We start from the raw sequence: 19,686 nt of genomic DNA on the forward strand, positions 1-19,686 counted from the left end.
GGCCGTTCGACCGCGTTGGGAAAGAACGCTTACGCCGTTTGCGGAACTTCAGGCTTGCCCTTGCCTTTGCCTTTGCCGCGGCGCGCAAAAGCCCAGACCTGCAGCAGGATCAGCAAGGCGCTGGCGCCGATGAACCAGGCGCTGATCGGGCGCTGGACAAATACGGCCAGGTCGCCGCGCGACAACAGCAGCGCGCGGCGGAAGTTCTCTTCCACCATCGGCCCCAGCACGAAACCGAGCAAGATCGGCGCCACGGAGAATTCCAGCGTCATCAGGATCGCGCCAATCACACCGAAGGCAAGCACTTCCCATATCTGGAAAAGGCTGTTCTGCGTGCTGAACACGCCCACCGCGATGAAGAACAGCGCGGACGGGAACAGATAGCGGTACGGCACCTGCAGCAGCTTGACCCACACGCCGATCAGCGGCACGTTCAGCACCATCAACAGCACGTTACCCACCCAGAAACTGGCGATCAGCCCCCAGAAGATGTCCGGGTGCTCGGTGATCAGCTGCGGACCGGGCTGAATGCCCTGGATCAGCAAGGCGCCCAGGATCAGCGCCATCACGGCGTCGCCGGGAATGCCCAGGCTCATCGTCGGGATGAAGTCGACCTGCGTCTTCGAATGCGACGACGCTTCGGGCGACGCCACGCCGGCGATCATGCCGGTGCCGAACTTCTCGGGCGTGCGCGAGATTTTGCGTTCCAGCGCATAGGCCACGAACGTTGTGATGGTTGGGCCGGTGCCGGGCATGGCGCCGAACAGCGTGCCGACCGCCGTGCCCCGAACCATCGGCCAGAAGGCGGTCTTCAATTCCTGCTTGGTGGGCCGCATATCGCGGATACGCAGTTTGGCGCCGCTGCCGATGATGGTCATGCGGTTGACGCTCATCAGGAAGTCGGCCACGCCAAACAGGCCCATCGAGATCGCCACCAGCTCCAGGCCGTCCGACAGGTCCAGCAAGCCGAACGAGAAACGGATCGTGCCCGTGTTCACGTCGGTGCCCACCACGCCGCACATCAGGCCGAACAGCGTCATCGCAACGCCCTTCAGCGGCGAACCGCGCGACATCGTTGCGCCGGCCAGCAGGCCCAGCAACATGATCGAGAAGATTTCCGTGGGGCCGAACTTGAACGCCACTTCGACCAGCAGCGGAGACGCGAAGATCATGACGATGATGCCGACCGACGCCGCGAAGAAAGAGCAGATCATCGTAATGCCTAGCGCGGTTCCGCCCTTGCCTTGTTTGGTCAGGGGATAACCGTCAAGACAGGTGACCGCGTGCGGCGGGTGCGAAGGCAAATTGAGCAGGATGGCGCCGATGGCGCCGCCGTACTGCGAACCGTAGAAAATGCCGGCCAGCATCAGGATCGCGGGCACGGGCTGCATCACGTAGGTCAGTGGCAGCAGAATGGAAATCGCCGACAAGGCGCCCATGCCGGGCAGCACGCCGATGAGGTTGCCCACCAGCACGCCGAAGAACGACCACATCAGGTTGTGCCATTGGAACGCGACGCCGAAGCCGTACCAAAGGTCCATCAAAGATTGAGAGATCATGGCGCTTCAACCCCAACGAAACAGCGGCAGCTGCAGTTGCAGCGCCCACCAGAACACGACGACCGCGATCGCGGACATCGCGAGCGACAGCAGGATGGCTTGCTTGATGGTGTTCTTGCGATCACCCAGCGCCGAGATGAAAACGATGGCGAACGTGGCGGGCAGCAGGCCGCCGTAGTGGCCCAGCAGCAGGAAGGCCAATATGCCCAGCAAGATGCACGCGCTGCCGCGGAAATCGGGCAGCCCATGCGCATGGCCATCGCCTGGCGCGGGCGGCGTGGCCTCGCCCGAACGCGCGGACATGGCGATCAGCACGCCGGTCAGGGCCAGCAGGCCGCCGAGCGCGGCCGGGAAGAAGCCCGGCCCCATGTGGCTCAAGGTGCCGATGTGGTAATCGGTGCCCCCGTATATCGCCCCCAACCCGATCAGGACCATCAGCGCGCCGCCGTAGTAGTCCTTTCTGTTGATATTCTTTTGCACTTCCATCCTCCTTCTGGTGCAGGACCGTGCCGGCCCTGGATGCGCGGCTCGAAACGAGCCGCGCCCGGCCCTTAACAGCGGGCCGGTGCGCAGATTACGGAGGGAAGCTGCTAATCCGCTTTCTATGCGCTGTCGTCATCCTGAATCCGGGGGTTATCCCTGAGAGGAAGCGATGCGGCGTAGCGGGGGAAGCGGGAAAAAAAATTGAAAGCCTGCCGGCGTTATTGGTCGCCCGTGAGTTCGACATCGGCAGGGCGTGGGTACTGCGAAACGGTGGCGCCAAGCGGCAGCCACAGCACGGAAGCCAGACCCACGCCGCCCTGCGCGTTGGGTTCGCCATCGCGCAATTCGATATCGCCGTCGTTGCGACGAGCATAGGCGCGGGCAATTGCCAGGCCCAAGCCAGAGCCCGACGAGGCAACGGGCTTGTCCGTGCCGACCCGTTCGAAACGCGCGAACGCGCGGCCCCGCAGTTCGGGATCCAGTCCGGGACCGTTGTCCGACACCGCGACCTCTGCCCGGTTTTCCAGCCGACAGACCGACACGGTGATTCGCGCGCCGACGGCTGCGTAATGGATGGCGTTGTGCACCAGGTTGGATAAGGCTTCGTGGAGTTCGGCTTCGCTGCCCAACACCGGCACGGGCGTATCCAGCCCTTCTTCGGAACCCGCCTGGACCCAGCCCAGGTCTTGCTGCTTTTCATGCGCCAGCGGCAGGTACTGCAAGACGACTTCGCGCGAGACCGCGTTCATGTCCAGCAGCTGGCGCGGCAACTGATCGGCCTGGTTGGCGTGCGCCAGGGACAGCAGCTGCTCGGTCAGGCGGCGCGTGCGCCCCAACTGGTCGACGATGGCGCGCAGGCCTTCGCGCGTGCGGGCCGGGTCGCGCTCGCGCAAGGCGTACTGCGCCTGCGTCAGCATGATGGCCAGCGGCGTGCGCAACTGATGCGAGGCGTCGGCCAGGAAGTGCGACTGCTCGTCCAGCACGCGGCGGTAACGGGCAATATGGTGGTTGACGGCGTCGACCAGCGGCGACACTTCGTTGGGCACGCGCGAGGCGTCCAGCGGGGTCAGGTCGTCGGGGCGGCGGTTGCGGATATCGACCCGCAGGCGGCGCAGGGGCTTCAGGGCCCACGACACGCCCCACCAGACCAGCAGCACCACCAGCGCCAGCATGCGCGTGTCGCGCAGGATTTCCTGGCGTCGCGCATTGTTTTCGGCTTCGATCCGCTTGCCCGTGCTTTCCGCCACGACGACCAGGACCTGGCGGTGCAGTCCCTGGTAATAGAGATCGCGCACGACCGCGACCACGCGCACCGGGTCATTGCGGTAGACGCCATCATAGAAGACGGGCTGGCCGTTCGAGCGCGGCCAGCTTGGCGGGCGCGGCATTTCGGGCATGCCCAGCAGCGTCTTGCCCTGGTCGGTGGGCACGGGCGCGCCATCCGGTAGCGGCGGGTCGATCTGCTCGATGCGGAAATACTTGCGCAGCCCCGCACGGGACTCGAGCATCACCTGCGCATACAGCGGCGTGGCCACCTGGAGGTTGCCGTCAGGGGTGAATTCCAGGCTGCTTTCCAGCACGCGGGCAGGCTCCACCAGCGCGCTGTCATAGGCCTCGTTGGTGATTTCCGACAGCGTGCGGTAGTCGTTCAGGCTGTCGATGACCAGCAGCACCACCACGCCGGGCAACAGCAGGATGATCAGCAGCGCGCGGATGCCGACGCGCGGCAACCCGGGGATCCGCAGGCTCACTCAGGATTCCGATGCCGCGGGCTCGCTGGTGACGCTTTCCAGCATGTAGCCCAGCCCGCGCACGGTGACGATACGCACGTCGCTGCCGGCCAGCTTCTTGCGCAGCCGGTGCAGCACGACCTCGATGGCGTCGGGATTGGCTTCGCTGTCGTGAGTGAACACCTTGCCGAACAATTGCGACTTGTCCACCGGGTAGCCGCTGCGGGTCAGCAGCGCCGCCAGCGCGGCATGTTCGCGCGGCGTCAGGAACAGCAAGGAGCCGTCCAACGTGAAGGCGCGGCTTTCGCTGTCGTAGGACAGGGAGCCGCATTGCAGGCGCGGATGCTGGCGGCCGCGGCTGCGGCGCACCAGCGCGGTCAGGCGCGCTTCCAGCTCTTCCAGCGCAAAGGGCTTGGTCAGGAAATCGTCCGCGCCCAGGTTCAGGCCGCGCACGCGGTCCTGCAACGCGCCTTGGGCGGTCAGCAGCAAGACGGGGGTGCGGTCGTCGCGGTTGCGCATCTCGCGCAGGACGACCAGGCCGTGCTTGTCGGGCAGGCGCAGGTCCATGACGATGGCGTCATATTCCGTGCCCGCCATGAATGCCTCGGCCGTGCGGGCGTCCGCCGCGTGGTCCGGCACGAACCCGCTCTGGGCCAGCGCGCGCATCAACCAGGACGCCATGTCCCGCTCGTCTTCAACCAACAATATGCGCATGACCGTCCGTTCCTTCGGGCAAATTCTCTGCTGCCCGCTGCCCATGCACACGTTGGCGCAGATAGCGGGTTTCGTGATGACGCCGAAAGAGGATCGCCGACAACTCGTTCAACGCCTGGGTATAGACATCGCGCTTGAACTCGATCACGGCGTCCAGGGGTACCCAATACTGGCTCCAGCGCCAGGCATCGAATTCCGGATGCTGCGTCGCGCGCAGGCACACATCGCTGTCACGTCCCATCAGGCGCAACAAGAACCAAATCTGTTTTTGTCCTTTATAGTGGCCACGCCACTCACGCCGGACGAAGTGATCGGGCACGTTATAACGTAACCAATCGCGTGTACGCCCCAAAATACGGACATGCTCGGGCTTCAAGCCCACCTCTTCATGGAGTTCGCGATACATGGCCTGCACCGGGCTTTCGCCATATTTGATGCCGCCCTGGGGGAACTGCCATGCATGTTCCCTGATACGCTTGCCCCAAAAGACCTCGTTTCGACTGTTGACGAGAATGATGCCGACATTGGGGCGGTAGCCTTCGCGGTCAAGCATGGGCCACCCCCACCGAATTCAATACAATTACAGTCGATTATACGTATCTGCTGCCACCTTTAAACATGCGCGCATCCAACTACCACATCAACACCCTCAAAGAAGCCCCTTCCGAAGCCGAAGTCGCCAGCCATCAGCTGATGACCCGGGCCGGGATGATCCGCAAACTCGCGGGCGGCATCTACACCTACATGCCCCTGGGCCTGAAGATCATCCGCAAGGTCGAGGCGATCGTCCGGGAGGAAATGAACGCCTCGGGCGCCATCGAGCTGCTGATGCCGGTGGTGCAACCCGCCGAGCTGTGGCAGGAATCGGGCCGCTGGGAGCAATACGGCGCCGAGCTGCTGCGCATCAAGGACCGCCACCAGCGCGATTTCGTGCTGCAGCCGACGTCCGAGGAAGTCATCACCGACATCGCGCGCAATGAAATCCACAGCTACCGCCAGCTGCCGCTGAATTTCTATCACATCCAGACCAAGTTCCGGGACGAACGCCGCCCCCGCTTCGGCCTGATGCGCGGCCGCGAATTCACCATGAAGGACGCCTATTCCTTCGACCGCGATGAAGCCAGCGCGCTGAAAAGCTACGACACCATGTACGCCGCTTACATGCGCATTTTCGGCCGCCTGGGCCTGGAATTCCGCGCGGTAGCGGCCGACACCGGCTCGATCGGCGGCACCCGCAGCCATGAATTCCAGGTTATCGCCGATACCGGCGAGGACCTGCTGGTCTATAACGCCGACACCGACTACGCCGCCAACATCGAACTGGCCGAAGCCATTTCGCTGTACCCGGTGCGTGGTGAAGCCACTCAGGCCATGGCCGACGTGCCCACCCCGGGCGCGGCCAAGTGCGAAGACGTGGCCAAGCTGCTGGGCCTGCCGCTGGAAAAGACGATCAAGTCGATCGTCCTGGCCACCGACGGCGACAAGGGCCGCGTCGACATCTGGCTGCTGCTCTTGCGCGGCGACCACGAACTGAACGAAATCAAGGCGAGCAAGGTGCCGGGCCTGGCGGGCTTCCGCTTTGCCACGGAAACCGAGATCGTCGAGCATTTCGGCTGCAAGCCCGGCTATCTGGGCCCGGTCAAGACGGCCAAGCCGGTGCGCGTGATTGCCGACCGCACGGTCGCGAACATGGCCGATTTCGTCTGCGGCGCGAACAAGGAAGATTTCCACACCCAGGGAGTAAACTGGGGCCGCGACCTGCCCGAGCCCGAGCTCGTGGCCGATCTGCGCAACGTGGTCGCGGGTGACCCGTCGCCGGATGGCAAGGGCACGCTCTCCATCCAGCGCGGCATCGAAGTGGGACACGTTTTCTACCTGGGCAAGAAGTACTCCGAAGCCCTGAAAGCCACCTTCCTGGACGAAACCGGCAAACCGGCCGTCCTGGAAATGGGTTGCTACGGCATTGGCGTGACCCGTATCGTGGGCGCCGCCATCGAGCAAAACCACGACGCCCGCGGCATCATCTGGCCCCGCGCGATCGCCCCCTTCGAAGTGGTGATCTGCCCGGTGGGCTGGGGCAAAAGTGAAACCGTGCGTGACACCGCCCAGAAGCTCTATGAATCGTTGCTGGCACGGGGCGTGGACGTCATTCTGGACGACCGCGATGCGCGCCCCGGCGTGATGTTCGCTGAATGGGAATTGATCGGCGCGCCGCTGCGTGTAACAGTTGGAGAACGCGGCCTGAACGATGGTGTGGTGGAATTGCAGGCCCGTCGGGAAACCGAAGCGGCCAAGATTCCGGTAGAGTCCGCGCTGGAAACGGTGCTGGCGAAGCTGGACACCCTCTAACCTTATAGCTACTACGGACTTCCCGCGTCCCGACCCGCATCACTCCCTATCCGTATCGTGACCGACCCGAAGTCCGCCGAATCCCTCCTGCATGTCCGTGTCTACTACGAAGACACGGATGCGGGCGGGGTCGTTTTCTACGCTAACTACTTGAAATTCCTGGAACGCGCACGCACTGAATGGCTGCGTGACCTGGGAGTCAACCAGTCCGGGCTGGCCGCCAGCGAGCAACGTTTATTCGTTGTCCGCTCCTTGGACATGTCCTACCGGAAGCCGGCCAAACTGGACGATTTGCTTACCATACGCAGCCGAGTCACCAAACTGGGCCGCGCTTCGATACACTTCGCGCAGCGCGCGGAACGTGACGGGGAACTGCTTGCCGAAGGCAACATCCAAGTCTGTTGCGTCGATGCCGTCAACATGCGGCCGACGGAACTGCCGACCGATCTCCGCGCCAAACTGGAATCAATTCAGGAATAACCATGCAAGCCACCAGCGACATGTCGTTGCTTTCGTTGATTTCGCACGCCAGCGTGCCGGTCCAACTGATCATGCTGATGCTGTTGGGCATCTCGATCATGTCCTGGACCTATATTTTCGCCAAGCGGCTTGCGATCAAGCGCGCCCACACCCAGACCCGCCGCTTTGAAGATGATTTCTGGTCGGGCGGCGACCTGTCCATGCTGCAACAGGCCGTGGCCTCGCGCCGCGACGAACAGGGCGCGCTGGCACGCATCTTCGATGCCGGCATGACCGAATTCCTGAAGGCCCGCCGCGGCAACTCGGCAGGCGACGCCACCGCCCTGCTGGACGGCCCGCGCCGCGCCATGCGCGCCGCCTACCAGCGCGAAATGGATTCGCTGGAATCGCACCTGAACTTCCTGGCATCCGCCGGTTCGGTATCGCCCTACATCGGCCTGCTGGGCACGGTCTGGGGGATCATGCACGCCTTCATCGGCCTGTCGAACATGCAGCAGGCCACGCTGGCCTCGGTGGCTCCCGGTATCGCGGAAGCGCTGATCGCCACCGCGATCGGCCTGTTCGCCGCCATCCCGGCCGTGGTCGCCTACAACCGCTTCACGAATGACATCGATCGCATCTCGATCCGTTTCGACAGCTTCGTCGACGAATTCCTGAACATTCTGCAACGGCAGGTGCGCTAATGCCCTCGGTAAGCTCACGCGGCAGGTCTGGCCGCCGCATGAAGGCCGACATCAACGTGGTGCCGTACATCGACGTGATGCTGGTGCTGCTGGTTATCTTCATGGTGACCGCGCCCCTGATCACGCCCGGGCTGATCCAGCTGCCTTCGGTCGGGGCGGCATCGGATGTGCCCGTGAAACCGCTGGAAGTCCAAATTTCGGAAGACGGCAAGATCGCCCTGCGCATGCGCGAACCCGGCGCCACGATGCAGGACATTGCACGTCCCGAGCTGGTGGCGCAAGTGCGCTCGCGCATTACCGCGGAAACGCCGGTGGTCATCGCCGCCGACGGCAAGGTGCCCTACGAGACGGTCGTGAAGGTGATGGACGAATTGCGCACCAACGGCATCACCCGCCTGGGCCTGCTGGTGGACCAGTCCGCCGCCGGCGCTTCCCAGCCCGCATCCGCGAAAAAACGCTAACGCGACGCCTTCCGCCGGCTTGCCCGGCATGCAACGCCCATGACGCCACCCATAATTCGACACCGCAGCGGCCCGCCGGCCACCCCGCCCAACAACGACAACCGGAATGCGCTCATTCTGGCTGTGGCGGTGCACTTGCTGCTGCTGGTCGCCCTGATTTTCGGCGTGAGCTGGCGCACGGAGGCCCCCGGCCCCGTCGAAGTCCAGCTTTGGGCCGACGGCAATTCGCCTGTCTCCCCGCCGCCCACGCCCCAGCCTGAACAACCCAAGCCGGCCCCCAAGCCCGAGCCCAAGCCGGAACCTGAAAAAGCGCCCGAGCCGCCGCCTCCGCCCCCCCCTCCGCCCAAGCCCGAACCCGAGGTTCAGCCCAAGACCGAGGAAGTGGACCCCGAGATCGCTATCCAGGAAGCGAAGAAGAAGCGCGAGCAGGAAGAGAAGGCACGCCAGGCCGCTGAAGCGGCCAAGGAAAAGGCGCGCCTGGAAGAAGAGCGCAAGCAGGCTGAATTGAAGGAAAAGAAGCGCCTGGAGCAGGAACGCCAGGCTGCCGAGAAGGCGGCGGCTGAAAAAGCCGCGGCTGACAAGGCTGCAGAGAAAGCCGCCGCCGACAAGGCTGCCGCCGAAAAGAAGGCCAAGGACGACGCTGCCAAGAAGGCCGCCGAGAAGGCCGCTGCCGACAAGGCTGCCGCCGAAAAAGCGGCCGCCGACAAGGCCGCGGCGGAAAAGGCCGCTGCCGAGAAGGCTGCGGCTGCCAAGAAGGCCGCGGCGGACAAAGCCTTGAAGGATGCGTTCCGCAATGATGCGCTGGGCGCCGCGGGCATTCCCGGCGGCACGGCGGACCGCAACCAGGCTGGCGGCGGGCGCGATAACGGCTATGCCGCCAAGGTGCGCGCCTGCATCCTTCCGGGCGTGGCTTATCAGCCTCCGCCGCGCAGCGGATCCGGGAATCCGACCGCACAATACCGGGTACAGTTAGGTACTGACGGGAAGGTTAACGGCGTGTCGCTGACCCAATCATCCGGCAATCCGGCGTTCGACCGCGCGGTCGAGACCGGCATCCGCCGCTGCAACCCATTCCCGAAGCCCTCCACGGGCGGCTACGACAAGTTCATTGACGTAGTGCACAAAATGTATGATTGACAGGAGATTGATGAATATGACTCCCGCTTATAGCCGACGAGGTTCCCTCCTCGCTCTCTGGCGATCGTATGGGCTCGGTTTGCTGATGCTTACACTGGCCTGCCTGATGGCGATGAAACCGGTCCACGCCCAATTGCGCGTTGATATTTCCGGCACGGGTGCGACGCAGTATCCGGTCGCCATTGCCGATTTCGCGGTGGACGACACCCACGGCCGCGCGCTGGCTGAAGTGATTCGCGCCGACCTGACCCGCACGGGCCAGTTCCGCCTGATCAATGCCGCCGGTTCCGGCCTGAACGTCGACTCGCCCATCGCCCATGACGACTGGCGCGGCAAAGGCGCCGACTTCCTGGCTTATGGCAGCATCACCCGCGGGGCCGATGGCCGCTACGACGTGCGCTACCGCCTGGCCGACACGGTCAAGAAGGGGCAATTGGACGGCGTGGCGTTCTCGGGCACCGAGCAGGAATTGCGCCGCGTGGCCCACCAGATCGCCGACCGCATCTATGAAAAGATCACCGGCGTTCGCGGCGTGTTCTCGACCCGTATCGCCTATGTGCTGAAAAAGGGCGCCACCTACGAACTGCAAGTGGCCGATGCCGACGGGCAGAACCCGCAAGTGGCCCTGCGTTCGCGCGAGCCCATCATTTCGCCGTCGTGGTCGCCCGATGGCGCCAAGCTGGCTTACGTGAGCTTCGAGTCCGGCAAGCCGGTCGTGTACGTGCACACCCTGGCCACCAGCGCCCGCGTGCCCGTTGCCAACTTCAAGGGCAACAACAGCGCACCGGCCTGGTCGCCCGACGGTTCCAAGCTGGCGGTGGCGTTGACACGTGACGGTTTGTCGCAAATTTACATCGTTGGCGCGTCCGACGGGTCGAATCCCAGCCGAGTTACGCGTTCTCCCGGGATTGACACCGAACCGACCTTTACGCCAGACGGTGCTTCCATTATCTTTACGAGTGACCGCAGCGGCGGGCCGCAAATCTATCAGACCGGCTCGACAGGTGGCGAAGCACGCCGCCTCACGTTTAATGGTGGTTACAACATATCACCCCGAATTTCCCCCGATGGATCGACGCTACTGTACGTTGCAAGACGCGACGGCGCGTTTCGAATCGCGTCGTTGAACCTGTCCTCAGGCTCCGAATCCTTGATCACTGATGGTCGTGACGATCAGTCGCCAAGTTTCGCGCCGAATGGCATGCAAGTCCTTTACGCCGCCATCCAAAACGGACGTAGCGTACTTGCGGGTGTTTCGAGCGATGGCCGCGTACGGCAGACGCTTTCGGTACTGAACGGGGAAATACGTGAACCGACTTGGGGCCCATTTACCCGATAACACGTGTGACTCTCTTTGCAAAGGAACTATCATGAAGTCGCGCATTGCCAAAAGCCTGACCATTGCCGCTCTGGCTGCCACTCTGGCAGCTTGCAGCTCCGTCCCTCTCGACGATAAAGCGGGTCAGGGCGGAGGCGCTGGCCAAGGATCTTCGGCCTCTGGCCAAATCCTTGATCCCTTTAACCCCCAAAGCATCCTGGCGCAACAGCGCTCGGTGTACTTTGATTTCGACAGCTACACCGTGTCGGACCAGTACCGCGGCTTGGTCGAAACCCACGCCCGCTACCTGGCTTCGCACCAGCAGCAGAAGGTCAAGATCGAAGGCAACACCGACGAACGCGGCGGTGCTGAGTACAACTTGGCCCTGGGCCAGCGTCGTGCGGACGCCGTGCGTCGCATGATGACCCTGCTGGGCGTCAGCGACAACCAGATCGAGACCATCAGCTTCGGCAAAGAAAAGCCGAAGTCGACGGGAACGTCGGAAGCCGACTTTGCTGAAAACCGCCGCGCCGATATCAACTATCTGCGTTAAGCTTTTCGTATAGTCAAAGAGCCCTACCACGCGTCGGGACGGTCAGCCGGCCGTCCCGACGTTTGTTTTTATACCCGGGAATATTCATGCGCGATAACGTTCTGTCCCTGCGTCCTCTGATTGTGGCCACTGGCCTGGTGCTTGCGGCCCTGACGGCGCCCGCTCACGCTTTTTCCGATGACGAAGCCCGTAAGGCCATTCTGGATTTGCGCCAGCAGGTTCAGCAGCAGAACGAGCAAAGCCAACGCGCCAAGCTGCAATTGGCCGACCAGATTCAATCCCTGCAGCAGGAAGTGGCGCAACTGCGCGACCAGCTGGAACTGGTGTCTCGCCAGCAGCCCAGCGCCAAGCCGGGCGCCCCCAGCGGCACGAATCCCCCGGGTACCGCCGCTGGCGACCCGCAAGAGCAAGCCGCCTATGACGGCGCGATGGATCTGTTCCGCAAGGGCCAGTACAAGGACGCCGCGGAATCGCTGGCCGCCTTCACCGCGCTCTACCCGAACAGCCAACTGGCCCCCAGCGCGCAGTTCTACCTGGGCAGCAGCCGCTACGGCATGAAAGACTTCAAGGGCGCTATCGAGCAACTGACCAGCATGGTCCAGAAATCGCCCGACAACGCCCGCGCGCCGGACGCCCTGCTGATCATCGCCGGCGGCCAGATCGAACTGAACAACCGCGCCGGCGCCAAAGCGACGCTGCAGCGCATTGTTCGCGATTACCCGACCGCGCCGGCCGCCGCCACGGCCAAGAGCCGCCTGCAACTGCTGCAGTAATGCTGCCCGCCGCAAGCGCGGTCAGCGCCTACCGGCACATCCTGCGCCGCCGCGCAGGGCTTATCGCCCTGCTGCTGGCGGCGATTTTCATTGCGCTGCTGATCGACTTCACGGTGGGGCCGTCCGGCCTGCCGTGGCGCGACCTGTGGCGGACCCTGACCTCGCCCGCCTCGGCGGATGCGACCTACCGCGTGATCGTGTGGGACATCCGGCTGCCCTCCGCCCTGATGGCCGCGCTGGTCGGCATGGCGCTGGGATTGGCGGGCGCCGAAATGCAGACCATCCTGAACAACCCGCTGGCCAGTCCCTTTACGTTGGGGGTTTCGTCCGCCGCCGCATTCGGCGCGTCGCTGGCGATCGTGCTGCAACTGGGGTTGCCCGGTGTTCCCGGCAGTTGGCTGATCGCTGGCAACGCGTTCCTGTTCGCCGTGCTTGCGGCGCTGATGCTGGACGCCGTGGCCCGCTGGAGCGGCATGAATACGTCCGGCGTCGTGCTGTTCGGCATCGCCATGGTGTTCACGTTCAATTCGCTGGTGTCGCTGGTGCAATTCCTGGCCAGCGCGGAAGCGCTGCAGAACCTGGTGTTCTGGACGATGGGCAGCCTGTCGCGGTCCAGCTGGACGACGGTAGGCGTGCTGGCGCTGGCCGTTGCGCTGGCCTTGCCGCTGGCGATGCTTCAATCGTGGAAGCTGACCGCACTGCGCCTGGGCGAAGAGCGCGCCGCCAGCTTTGGCGTGGACGTGCGTCGGCTGCGCGTCGCGGCGCTGGCGCGGGTCAGCCTGCTATCGGCGTTGGCCGTTGCCTTTGTCGGCACCATCGGTTTCATCGGGCTGGTGGCGCCGCACATCGCGCGCCGGCTGTTCGGCGAGGACCACCGCTTTTACCTGCCCGGCAGCGCGCTGGTAGGCGCGCTGATCCTGTCGCTGGCGTCAGTCGTTTCCAAGAACCTGCTGCCCGGCGTCGTTGTACCCGTCGGCATCGTGACGGCGCTGGTGGGCATCCCCTTCTTCGTGTCGGTGCTGTTGCGCCGGCAATTGCCATGACACGCGACGCCGTATTGGACATCCACGGGCTCACCGCCGGCTATGGCCGGGGCGACGTGCTGCACGCGCTGTCGATTCCGACGCTGGCCGCAGGCCAGGTGACCGCCCTGCTGGGCCCGAATGGCAGCGGCAAATCCACGTTGCTGAAGGCGCTGGCCGGACTGGTCCGCGCACGCAACGGCAGCGTCTTGCTGGACGGACAGGACCTGACCCAGCTGGGCGTAGGCGCGCGTGCCCGCCATATGGTCTACCTGCCCCAGAGCCTGCCTGCCGCCGTGCATCTGCGGGTCTTCGAGTCGGTGCTGGTCGCCGCGAACGCCAGCGGCGACGGGCTTTCTGCCGGCTCGGAAATGGCCGACATCGAACGCCTCCTGGACCGATTGGGCATCGGACATCTGGCGCTGCATTACCTGGATGCCTTGTCGGGCGGACAGAAGCAACTGGTGGGCCTGGCGCAAGCGCTGATCCGCCATCCCCGCGTGCTGTTGCTGGACGAACCCTTATCGGCGCTGGACCTGAATTACCAGTTTCATGTGATGCGGTTGCTTAGGCAGGAGACGCGCGAACACGGCCTGATCAGCATCATCGTGCTGCACGACCTGAACGTGGCGTTGCAGCATGCGGACCGCGCCGTCATGATCCAGAACGGCCGCCTGCACGCTGAAGGCGCGCCGGCGGCCGTGATCACGCCGGCATCGCTGGCTGCGGTCTATGGCGTGCAAGGGCGGGTGGAAGCCTGCTCACGCGGCCGGCGGCAGGTGCTGATCGACGGGCTGGACGAACACCCGCGCTGAACGACAGCCCCGCCTCGGATGCCGGGATGCGGGATCTTGGATGCGACCGTTCAGGCGCGCAGGGCCACGTCCACGACCGGCGCACCGGTCATGTCCGCCAATTGCCGGGGCGTCAAGTTGAACACGGCATGTGGGTGGCCGGCGGCCGCCCAGAGGCTGTCGTAGTTGAACAAGTCCGCGTCCAGCAGCATGACCGGCTTGACGGCGTGCCCGATGGGGCAGACGCCGCCGATGGCATAGCCAGTCATGTCGCGCACGAACTTGGCGTCGGCCTTGGCCAAGGCGCCGACCTCTCCTGCCACCTTGGCCTCGTCTACCCGATTCGCGCCGCTGGCGATGACCAGCACGGGTGCATCGTCGGACACCCGGCGGAAGATGATCGACTTGGCGATCTGCGCCACCTCGCACCCCAGGCCCGCCGCCGCTTCCGCCGACGTCTTGCCCGATTGCGGCAGGACGACGACAGGTTTGTCATGCCCGATTTCGAGCAGCAGGCGGGCGACGCGTTGGGCGGATTCCGGCAAAGCGGCGAGAGACTCGGGGGACATCGTGGCGGGCTCCGTGAATGATTGCGAACGAGTTTATCAGCGGCGGCGGGCGCTGGGCCCCGGTAGTGCCGGGCTAGAATGCGGACCTGGCTTTCCCCTTTCCGACCTCCATGCGTTCCGAACCCGTACTGCCCCTGCAAACCGCATTGATCAACGGCTATGCCATGTCCTACACCGAGTACGGCAGCGGCACGCCGCTGGTGCTGGTGCACGGTTCACTGTCGGACTGCCGTTACTGGAAGTCGCAGATGGCGCCGCTGGGCAAGTCGTTCCGGGTACTGGCGGTTTGCCTGCGCCGGTACTGGCCGGAAGCCTGGGACGGCGAAGGCGACGGATTTTCCATCGAGCAGCATGCCAGCGACGTGCTGGAATTCATCGATACCGTTGGCGGCGGGCCCGCCCATCTGGTGGGCCATTCCCGCGGCGGCCGCGTGGCGCTGGAAGCCGCGTTGCGCCAACCCGACGCGCTTCGCAGCCTGACGCTGGCCGATCCGGGCTTGCCGTTGCCCGGCGGGGACGATTCGCGCGGCGGCTTTCGCCAGCGCGCCTTGGCGCTGATCCGCCAGGGCGACATCGAAGAAGGCCTGGCGCTGTTCGTGGACACGGTGACGGGCCCGGACACCTGGCAACGCATGGTGCCGTGGTTCAAGGAAATGGTGCGCGACAACGTCGGCACGCTTTTCGGCCAGGCGGACGAAAAGCCCGAAGCGCTGACGCCCCGGCAAATCGGCACGCTGAAGCTGCCGACGCTGCTGATTGGCGGCGCGCTAAGCCCCGCCCCCTATCCCGCCGTGCTGGATGCCCTGTCGCAATGGCTGCCGCACGCGCACCGTGTGACGGTGGTGGGGTCGTCGCACGGCATGAACCTGGGAAATCCGCGCGCCTTCAACGGCGCCATCGACGCGTTCATCGGGGGCTAGCCCTGGCTCCTTACGGCTCGACCGAAGGCGTGTGCTTGAGCCGCCGCAGGACGAACGTGGAACGGCTGTGGCGCACGCCGCGCAGCTTATACAAGCGTTTGCGCAGGAATTCCTCGTAGCCCTCGGTGCCCGCCACGGCGACCTTGATCAGATAGTCGTATTCGCCCGTGACCAAAAAGGCTTCGACCACTTCCGGCAGCCGAGTGATCTCTTCGCCAAAACGCGCCAGAGACTCGTCGTCGTGGTGTTCCAGCGTCACCTCGATCATGACAGTGTCCGGCAGGCCCAACGCCTTTTGATTCAGCAAGGCTGCATAACCCTCGATCACCCCCGCGTCTTCCAGCGCCTTGACGCGATTCCAGCAAGGCGTGGGCGACAGGCCGACTTGCTCGGCCAGTTTCAAGTTGGTCAGGCGGCCGTCGGTGCGCAATGCCCGGAGGATCTTGCGGTCGGTTTCGTCGATTTTCGGGGTGGCGGACATGGCTGGCGAACCCATAAAGAGAATATCCCTGTGAATATGAATTCTACAAGATAGATATTCTTTCAAAAGCGCCAAATTGGCGTGAATCAGGAAACCTATTTTGTTTCCCCAGCCGTAGACTTTCCAGCAAGACGAGCCCTATCCCGCCCGTCGGATTTCGACGCCTGCGCCGTGGCACAACCCGGTGCGCGCGCCGGTAGTTCCCACGCAGCAACCCGCGCGCCGATCCGCGCGGCTGGAAACCATGTCACACGCAGCAGCAGTATCCGCAAGAACCGGCCTGGGCCTGTCCGGGACCATCATGCTTCTGACCGCCCCGGCGTTGTTCGCCTCGAATATGGTTGCGGCCCGCTGGGCCCACGATGCCAGCCTTCCCCCTGTTTTCCTGGCCTTTGGCCGCTGGCTGCTGGCCTTGCTGATCTTGCTGCCGCTGGCGGCCCCCGCCCTGCGGCAGCATCGCCGCGCATTGTGGCGCGGCCTGCCCGCTCTGCTGCCGCTTGCCGTGCTGGGCATGGGCGTGGCCGTGGCGCCGCAGTACATCGGCGCGCAGACCACCAGCGCCACCAACATCGCCTTGATCTTTTCGTGCAGCCCCATTCTGGTGGCGCTGCTGGAAGCGCTGATCTGGCGCAAGCCGCTGTCGGCGCTTCGCGCGGCCGGCCTGGGCCTGGCCTTGGGCGGCGTGCTGGTGGTGCTGTCGCGCGGCGACCTCCAGGCGCTGGCCCGGCTGGCGTTCGGCCAGGGCGACCTATGGGTGTTGCTGGCCGCCACGGGCTGGGCGCTCTATACCGTGCTGCAGAAGCGCCTGACCTTGCCTGCCGTGCCGGACCACGCCCGGCTGGCAACGATGATGCTGGGCGGCGTGCTGGCGCTGGCACCCTTTGCCGGCATCGAAGCCGCGGCCGGCGCCACGCCCCCGTGGACCGATCCGCGCCTGGCGGCCGTGCTGCTGTTCCTGGCGGTTGTGCCCAGTCTGGGTGCCTATTACGTCTATGGCCGGCTGATCAGCCAGGCCGGCCCCGCCACTGCGGGGTTGTCGATGTTCCTGGTGCCCGTGTATGCCGCGCTGCTGGCCTGGCCCCTGCTGGGCGAGACCCCGCAGTTGTTCCATGCCTACGGCTTCGTGATGATACTGATGGGTGTGAAGATGGCGTCTACGCGCATGCGAACCGGGGCAGCCACTGCGGCCGCCCCGGCCTGACCGCGCCACGCAAGTTCAGCGGCCCGCGACTTGGGCCGCGATGACTTCCTGCGCCACCTGACGCGGCGCTTCGGCGTAGTGCTTGAACTCCATCGTGTAGGTCGCGCGGCCTTGGGTCAGCGACCGCAGCGATGTGGAATAGCCGAACATCTCGGCCAGCGGCACTTCAGCGCGCACCACCTTGCCGCCGCCGCCCGCGATGTCTTCCATGCCCTGCACCATGCCGCGCCGCGACGACAAGTCGCCCATCACGTTGCCCGTGAAGTCTTCGGGCGTTTCAACTTCAACCTGCATCATCGGTTCCAGCAAGACCGGATCGGCGCGCCGCATGCCTTCCTTGAACGCCATCGAGCCGGCCATCTTGAATGCGTTTTCGTTCGAGTCGACGTCGTGGTACGACCCGAAGAACAAGGTGGCCTTCACATCCACGACGGGGTAGCCCGCCAGCACGCCAGCGTTCAGCGATTCGCGGATGCCCTTATCGACCGCCGGGATGAATTCGCGCGGCACCACGCCGCCCTTGATGGCGTCGACGAATTCGTAGCCCTTGCCCGGCTCTTGCGGTTCCAGCTTCAGCACCACATGGCCATACTGGCCGCGCCCGCCCGACTGCTTGACGAACTTGCCTTCGACTTCGTTGCAGGCCTTGCGAATGGTCTCGCGGTAGGCCACTTGCGGCTTACCCACCGTGGCCTCGACGTTGAACTCGCGCTTCATGCGGTCGACCAGGATCTCTAGATGCAGCTCACCCATGCCCGAGATGATGGTCTGCCCGGATTCTTCGTCGGTGCGCACGCGGAAGGACGGGTCCTCTTGCGCCAGCCGGTTCAGCGCGATGCCCATTTTTTCCTGGTCGGCCTTGGTCTTCGGTTCCACGGCCTGCGAAATCACGGGCTCGGGGAAGACCATCCGTTCAAGGATGATGACGTGCGCCGGATCCGATAGCGTGTCGCCGGTGGTGACGTCCTTGATGCCGACCGCCGCGGCGATATCGCCCGCATACACCTCGGTGATTTCCCGGCGTTCGTTTGCGTGCATCTGGAGGATGCGGCCCAGCCGTTCCTTCTTGCCCTTGATCGGGTTGAAAACAGAATCGCCGGATTTCACCACGCCGGAGTACACCCGGAAGAACACGAGCTGGCCAACGAACGGATCCGTCATGATCTTGAAGGCCAGCGCCGAGAACGGTTCGTTGTCGGCGGGATGGCGCTCGATTTCACGGTCGCGCTCGTCGTGCCCCTTGATGGCGGGCACGTCGAGCGGCGACGGCATGTAGTCGATGACGGCGTCCAGCATGGCCTGCACGCCCTTGTTCTTGAAGGCGCTGCCGCACAGCATGGGCACGATCTCGTTGGCGACGGTGCGCGCGCGCAAGCCCTGCTTGATTTCGTCTTCCGTCAGGGTTTCGCCCGACAGGTACTTTTCAAGCAGCGTCTCGTTGGCCTCGGCGGCCTTTTCCACCATCTTGTCGTGCCATTCCTGCGCCTGCTCCAGCATGGACGCGGGAATCTCTTCATACTTGAACTTCACGCCCTGGCTGGCGTCGTCCCAGATGATGGCCTTCATTTTGACCAGGTCGATCACGCCTTCGAAATGGTCTTCGGCGCCCACCGGCAGCTGGATCGGCACGGCATCGCCTTTCAGCCGTTCGGCGATCTGGCGCTGCACGCGCAGGAAGTCCGCGCCCACGCGATCCATTTTGTTGACGAAGGCCAGGCGCGGCACCTTGTATTTGTTGGCCTGCCGCCAGACGGTCTCGGACTGCGGCTGCACGCCGCCCACCGCGTCATAGACCATGACCGCGCCGTCCAGCACGCGCATGGACCGTTCGACTTCGATGGTGAAGTCCACGTGCCCGGGGGTGTCGATGATGTTGATGCGGTGTTCGGGGTAATTGCCCGCCATGCCCTTCCAGAAGGCGGTGGTGGCGGCCGACGTGATGGTGATGCCACGTTCCTGCTCTTGCTCCATCCAGTCCATCACGGCAGCGCCGTCATGGACTTCGCCGATCTTGTGGGTGATGCCGGTGTAGAAGAGGATGCGCTCGGTGGTCGTCGTTTTGCCCGCGTCGATATGGGCGCTGATGCCGATATTGCGGTAAAGCTCGATACGCGTCTTGCGAGTCATGGCCTCTTCCTTGCAGTGAACCACTATGCATATACGGCAAGCCCGACCGGGCGCTGCCGCGGCGGGCGCCATGCCGCGTGTGGTACCTGAGGAATGCGGAACCGCGCCCGCGCTGATGCGTAAATATTACGCGCCGCGCGGCAAGATACAAGGACCAATCGGCGGCGTGCGGTGAAAAATATCTTCATGGCCGCGATAGGGAAAACAAGCCCCCACGCCGCGCACGTGGCACGTGCTTGCTGGCCCGGGTGGCGTTTTTGTCTTGATAGGGCCTAAGACAAAAAAAGCCCCTCGCGATGGAGGGGCTTTGCGGCGCATGCGCCGGTCTGGCG

Annotated in this window: 20 protein-coding genes; 12 read left to right on the forward strand and 8 right to left on the reverse strand. The window is 64.4% G+C overall.

Features of this window, described 5'->3' with window-relative positions; all coding sequences use genetic code 11:
- Positions 1 to 29 precede the first annotated feature (29 nt).
- The 5 genes from ACI0FO_RS26955 to ACI0FO_RS26975 all read right to left on the reverse strand — a co-directional run bounded on the left by ACI0FO_RS26955 (position 30) and on the right by ACI0FO_RS26975 (position 5,039).
- A complete protein-coding gene (locus ACI0FO_RS26955; RefSeq protein WP_416031687.1) occupies positions 30 to 1,559 on the reverse strand; it encodes a tripartite tricarboxylate transporter permease in 1,530 nt (509 codons plus the stop codon).
- A gap of 6 nt (positions 1,560 to 1,565) precedes the next feature.
- Positions 1,566 to 2,045: a tripartite tricarboxylate transporter TctB family protein gene (locus ACI0FO_RS26960; protein ID WP_416031688.1), complete on the reverse strand. Its 480-nt coding sequence runs from the start codon at positions 2,043 to 2,045 to the stop codon at positions 1,566 to 1,568.
- 215 nt (positions 2,046 to 2,260) lie between these two features.
- On the reverse strand, positions 2,261 to 3,793 hold the full coding sequence (locus ACI0FO_RS26965; protein ID WP_416031689.1) for a sensor histidine kinase: 1,533 nt from the start codon (positions 3,791 to 3,793) through the stop codon (positions 2,261 to 2,263).
- Positions 3,794 to 4,486, reverse strand: a complete 693-nt coding sequence (locus ACI0FO_RS26970) for a response regulator (RefSeq protein ID WP_416031690.1) — start codon at positions 4,484 to 4,486, stop codon at positions 3,794 to 3,796.
- A complete protein-coding gene (locus ACI0FO_RS26975) occupies positions 4,467 to 5,039 on the reverse strand; it encodes an RNA pyrophosphohydrolase (RefSeq protein ID WP_416031691.1) in 573 nt (190 codons plus the stop codon). The genes ACI0FO_RS26970 and ACI0FO_RS26975 overlap by 20 nt, the downstream gene beginning before the upstream one ends.
- Positions 5,040 to 5,104: 65 nt before the next feature.
- Here ACI0FO_RS26975 and ACI0FO_RS26980 point away from each other — a divergent pair, with 65 nt between their 5' ends.
- The 10 genes from ACI0FO_RS26980 to ACI0FO_RS27025 all read left to right on the forward strand — a co-directional run bounded on the left by ACI0FO_RS26980 (position 5,105) and on the right by ACI0FO_RS27025 (position 14,077).
- The gene (locus tag ACI0FO_RS26980) at positions 5,105 to 6,835 is read left to right on the forward strand and encodes a proline--tRNA ligase (RefSeq protein ID WP_416031692.1); all 1,731 of its coding nucleotides are present in this window, start codon (positions 5,105 to 5,107) and stop codon (positions 6,833 to 6,835) included.
- A gap of 57 nt (positions 6,836 to 6,892) precedes the next feature.
- On the forward strand, positions 6,893 to 7,315 hold the full coding sequence (gene ybgC, locus ACI0FO_RS26985) for a tol-pal system-associated acyl-CoA thioesterase (protein WP_416031693.1): 423 nt from the start codon (positions 6,893 to 6,895) through the stop codon (positions 7,313 to 7,315).
- A 2-nt stretch (positions 7,316 to 7,317) separates the two neighbouring features.
- Positions 7,318 to 7,998 (forward strand): protein TolQ, encoded by a 681-nt coding sequence (tolQ, locus tag ACI0FO_RS26990; RefSeq protein ID WP_006225984.1) that lies wholly within the window; start codon positions 7,318 to 7,320, stop codon positions 7,996 to 7,998.
- Positions 7,998 to 8,459, forward strand: coding sequence for an ExbD/TolR family protein (locus ACI0FO_RS26995; RefSeq protein WP_006225983.1), 462 nt, complete (start codon positions 7,998 to 8,000; stop codon positions 8,457 to 8,459). The genes tolQ and ACI0FO_RS26995 overlap by 1 nt, the downstream gene beginning before the upstream one ends.
- Positions 8,460 to 8,498: 39 nt before the next feature.
- A complete protein-coding gene (gene tolA / locus ACI0FO_RS27000) occupies positions 8,499 to 9,596 on the forward strand; it encodes a cell envelope integrity protein TolA (RefSeq protein ID WP_416031694.1) in 1,098 nt (365 codons plus the stop codon).
- A gap of 16 nt (positions 9,597 to 9,612) precedes the next feature.
- On the forward strand, positions 9,613 to 10,935 hold the full coding sequence (tolB, locus tag ACI0FO_RS27005; RefSeq protein WP_035213675.1) for a Tol-Pal system beta propeller repeat protein TolB: 1,323 nt from the start codon (positions 9,613 to 9,615) through the stop codon (positions 10,933 to 10,935).
- Positions 10,936 to 10,966: 31 nt separating this feature from the next.
- Positions 10,967 to 11,467: a peptidoglycan-associated lipoprotein Pal gene (gene pal / locus ACI0FO_RS27010; protein ID WP_006217420.1), complete on the forward strand. Its 501-nt coding sequence runs from the start codon at positions 10,967 to 10,969 to the stop codon at positions 11,465 to 11,467.
- 86 nt (positions 11,468 to 11,553) lie between these two features.
- A complete protein-coding gene (ybgF, locus tag ACI0FO_RS27015; RefSeq protein ID WP_416031695.1) occupies positions 11,554 to 12,240 on the forward strand; it encodes a tol-pal system protein YbgF in 687 nt (228 codons plus the stop codon).
- Positions 12,240 to 13,283 (forward strand): FecCD family ABC transporter permease, encoded by a 1,044-nt coding sequence (locus ACI0FO_RS27020; RefSeq protein ID WP_416031696.1) that lies wholly within the window; start codon positions 12,240 to 12,242, stop codon positions 13,281 to 13,283. Before ybgF ends, ACI0FO_RS27020 begins: the two co-directional genes overlap by 1 nt.
- Positions 13,280 to 14,077: an ABC transporter ATP-binding protein gene (locus ACI0FO_RS27025; protein WP_416031697.1), complete on the forward strand. Its 798-nt coding sequence runs from the start codon at positions 13,280 to 13,282 to the stop codon at positions 14,075 to 14,077. The genes ACI0FO_RS27020 and ACI0FO_RS27025 overlap by 4 nt, the downstream gene beginning before the upstream one ends.
- A gap of 50 nt (positions 14,078 to 14,127) precedes the next feature.
- On the opposite strand, the gene ACI0FO_RS27030 is transcribed toward ACI0FO_RS27025, so the two are convergent.
- A complete protein-coding gene (locus ACI0FO_RS27030; protein WP_169274502.1) occupies positions 14,128 to 14,625 on the reverse strand; it encodes a YbaK/EbsC family protein in 498 nt (165 codons plus the stop codon).
- A gap of 110 nt (positions 14,626 to 14,735) precedes the next feature.
- Here ACI0FO_RS27030 and ACI0FO_RS27035 point away from each other — a divergent pair, with 110 nt between their 5' ends.
- Positions 14,736 to 15,545, forward strand: coding sequence for an alpha/beta fold hydrolase (locus ACI0FO_RS27035; RefSeq protein WP_416031698.1), 810 nt, complete (start codon positions 14,736 to 14,738; stop codon positions 15,543 to 15,545).
- Positions 15,546 to 15,555: 10 nt separating this feature from the next.
- Here ACI0FO_RS27035 and ACI0FO_RS27040 read toward each other — a convergent pair whose 3' ends face one another.
- The gene (locus tag ACI0FO_RS27040; protein ID WP_416031699.1) at positions 15,556 to 16,026 is read right to left on the reverse strand and encodes an Lrp/AsnC family transcriptional regulator; all 471 of its coding nucleotides are present in this window, start codon (positions 16,024 to 16,026) and stop codon (positions 15,556 to 15,558) included.
- 301 nt (positions 16,027 to 16,327) lie between these two features.
- On the opposite strand from ACI0FO_RS27040, the gene ACI0FO_RS27045 reads away from it, so the two are divergent.
- Positions 16,328 to 17,227 (forward strand): DMT family transporter, encoded by a 900-nt coding sequence (locus ACI0FO_RS27045; RefSeq protein ID WP_416031700.1) that lies wholly within the window; start codon positions 16,328 to 16,330, stop codon positions 17,225 to 17,227.
- Positions 17,228 to 17,242: 15 nt separating this feature from the next.
- Here the strand turns inward: ACI0FO_RS27045 and fusA are convergent, their stop codons facing one another.
- The gene (fusA, locus tag ACI0FO_RS27050; protein WP_416031701.1) at positions 17,243 to 19,354 is read right to left on the reverse strand and encodes an elongation factor G; all 2,112 of its coding nucleotides are present in this window, start codon (positions 19,352 to 19,354) and stop codon (positions 17,243 to 17,245) included.
- Positions 19,355 to 19,686: the final 332 nt, after the last annotated feature.

The organism is Achromobacter marplatensis (genome assembly GCF_049060505.1).
Taxonomy (GTDB): Bacteria; Pseudomonadota; Gammaproteobacteria; order Burkholderiales; family Burkholderiaceae_B; genus Achromobacter; species Achromobacter marplatensis_A.

What these genes read in the sequence shown, in the direction of transcription:
- ACI0FO_RS26955 (WP_416031687.1), bottom strand. Translation starts at nt 1,559, where the DNA reads ATGATCTCTCAATCTTTGATGGACCTTTGGTACGGCTTCGGCGTCGCG.
- ACI0FO_RS26960 (WP_416031688.1), bottom strand. Translation starts at nt 2,045, where the DNA reads ATGGAAGTGCAAAAGAATATCAACAGAAAGGACTACTACGGCGGCGCG.
- ACI0FO_RS26970 (WP_416031690.1), bottom strand. Translation starts at nt 4,486, where the DNA reads ATGCGCATATTGTTGGTTGAAGACGAGCGGGACATGGCGTCCTGGTTG.
- ACI0FO_RS26975 (WP_416031691.1), bottom strand. Translation starts at nt 5,039, where the DNA reads ATGCTTGACCGCGAAGGCTACCGCCCCAATGTCGGCATCATTCTCGTC.
- ACI0FO_RS26980 (WP_416031692.1), top strand. Translation starts at nt 5,105, where the DNA reads ATGCGCGCATCCAACTACCACATCAACACCCTCAAAGAAGCCCCTTCC.
- tolQ (WP_006225984.1), top strand. Translation starts at nt 7,318, where the DNA reads ATGCAAGCCACCAGCGACATGTCGTTGCTTTCGTTGATTTCGCACGCC.
- ACI0FO_RS26995 (WP_006225983.1), top strand. Translation starts at nt 7,998, where the DNA reads ATGCCCTCGGTAAGCTCACGCGGCAGGTCTGGCCGCCGCATGAAGGCC.
- tolA (WP_416031694.1), top strand. Translation starts at nt 8,499, where the DNA reads ATGACGCCACCCATAATTCGACACCGCAGCGGCCCGCCGGCCACCCCG.
- tolB (WP_035213675.1), top strand. Translation starts at nt 9,613, where the DNA reads ATGACTCCCGCTTATAGCCGACGAGGTTCCCTCCTCGCTCTCTGGCGA.
- pal (WP_006217420.1), top strand. Translation starts at nt 10,967, where the DNA reads ATGAAGTCGCGCATTGCCAAAAGCCTGACCATTGCCGCTCTGGCTGCC.
- ybgF (WP_416031695.1), top strand. Translation starts at nt 11,554, where the DNA reads ATGCGCGATAACGTTCTGTCCCTGCGTCCTCTGATTGTGGCCACTGGC.
- ACI0FO_RS27020 (WP_416031696.1), top strand. Translation starts at nt 12,240, where the DNA reads ATGCTGCCCGCCGCAAGCGCGGTCAGCGCCTACCGGCACATCCTGCGC.
- ACI0FO_RS27025 (WP_416031697.1), top strand. Translation starts at nt 13,280, where the DNA reads ATGACACGCGACGCCGTATTGGACATCCACGGGCTCACCGCCGGCTAT.
- ACI0FO_RS27030 (WP_169274502.1), bottom strand. Translation starts at nt 14,625, where the DNA reads ATGTCCCCCGAGTCTCTCGCCGCTTTGCCGGAATCCGCCCAACGCGTC.
- ACI0FO_RS27035 (WP_416031698.1), top strand. Translation starts at nt 14,736, where the DNA reads ATGCGTTCCGAACCCGTACTGCCCCTGCAAACCGCATTGATCAACGGC.
- ACI0FO_RS27040 (WP_416031699.1), bottom strand. Translation starts at nt 16,026, where the DNA reads ATGTCCGCCACCCCGAAAATCGACGAAACCGACCGCAAGATCCTCCGG.
- ACI0FO_RS27045 (WP_416031700.1), top strand. Translation starts at nt 16,328, where the DNA reads ATGCTTCTGACCGCCCCGGCGTTGTTCGCCTCGAATATGGTTGCGGCC.
- fusA (WP_416031701.1), bottom strand. Translation starts at nt 19,354, where the DNA reads ATGACTCGCAAGACGCGTATCGAGCTTTACCGCAATATCGGCATCAGC.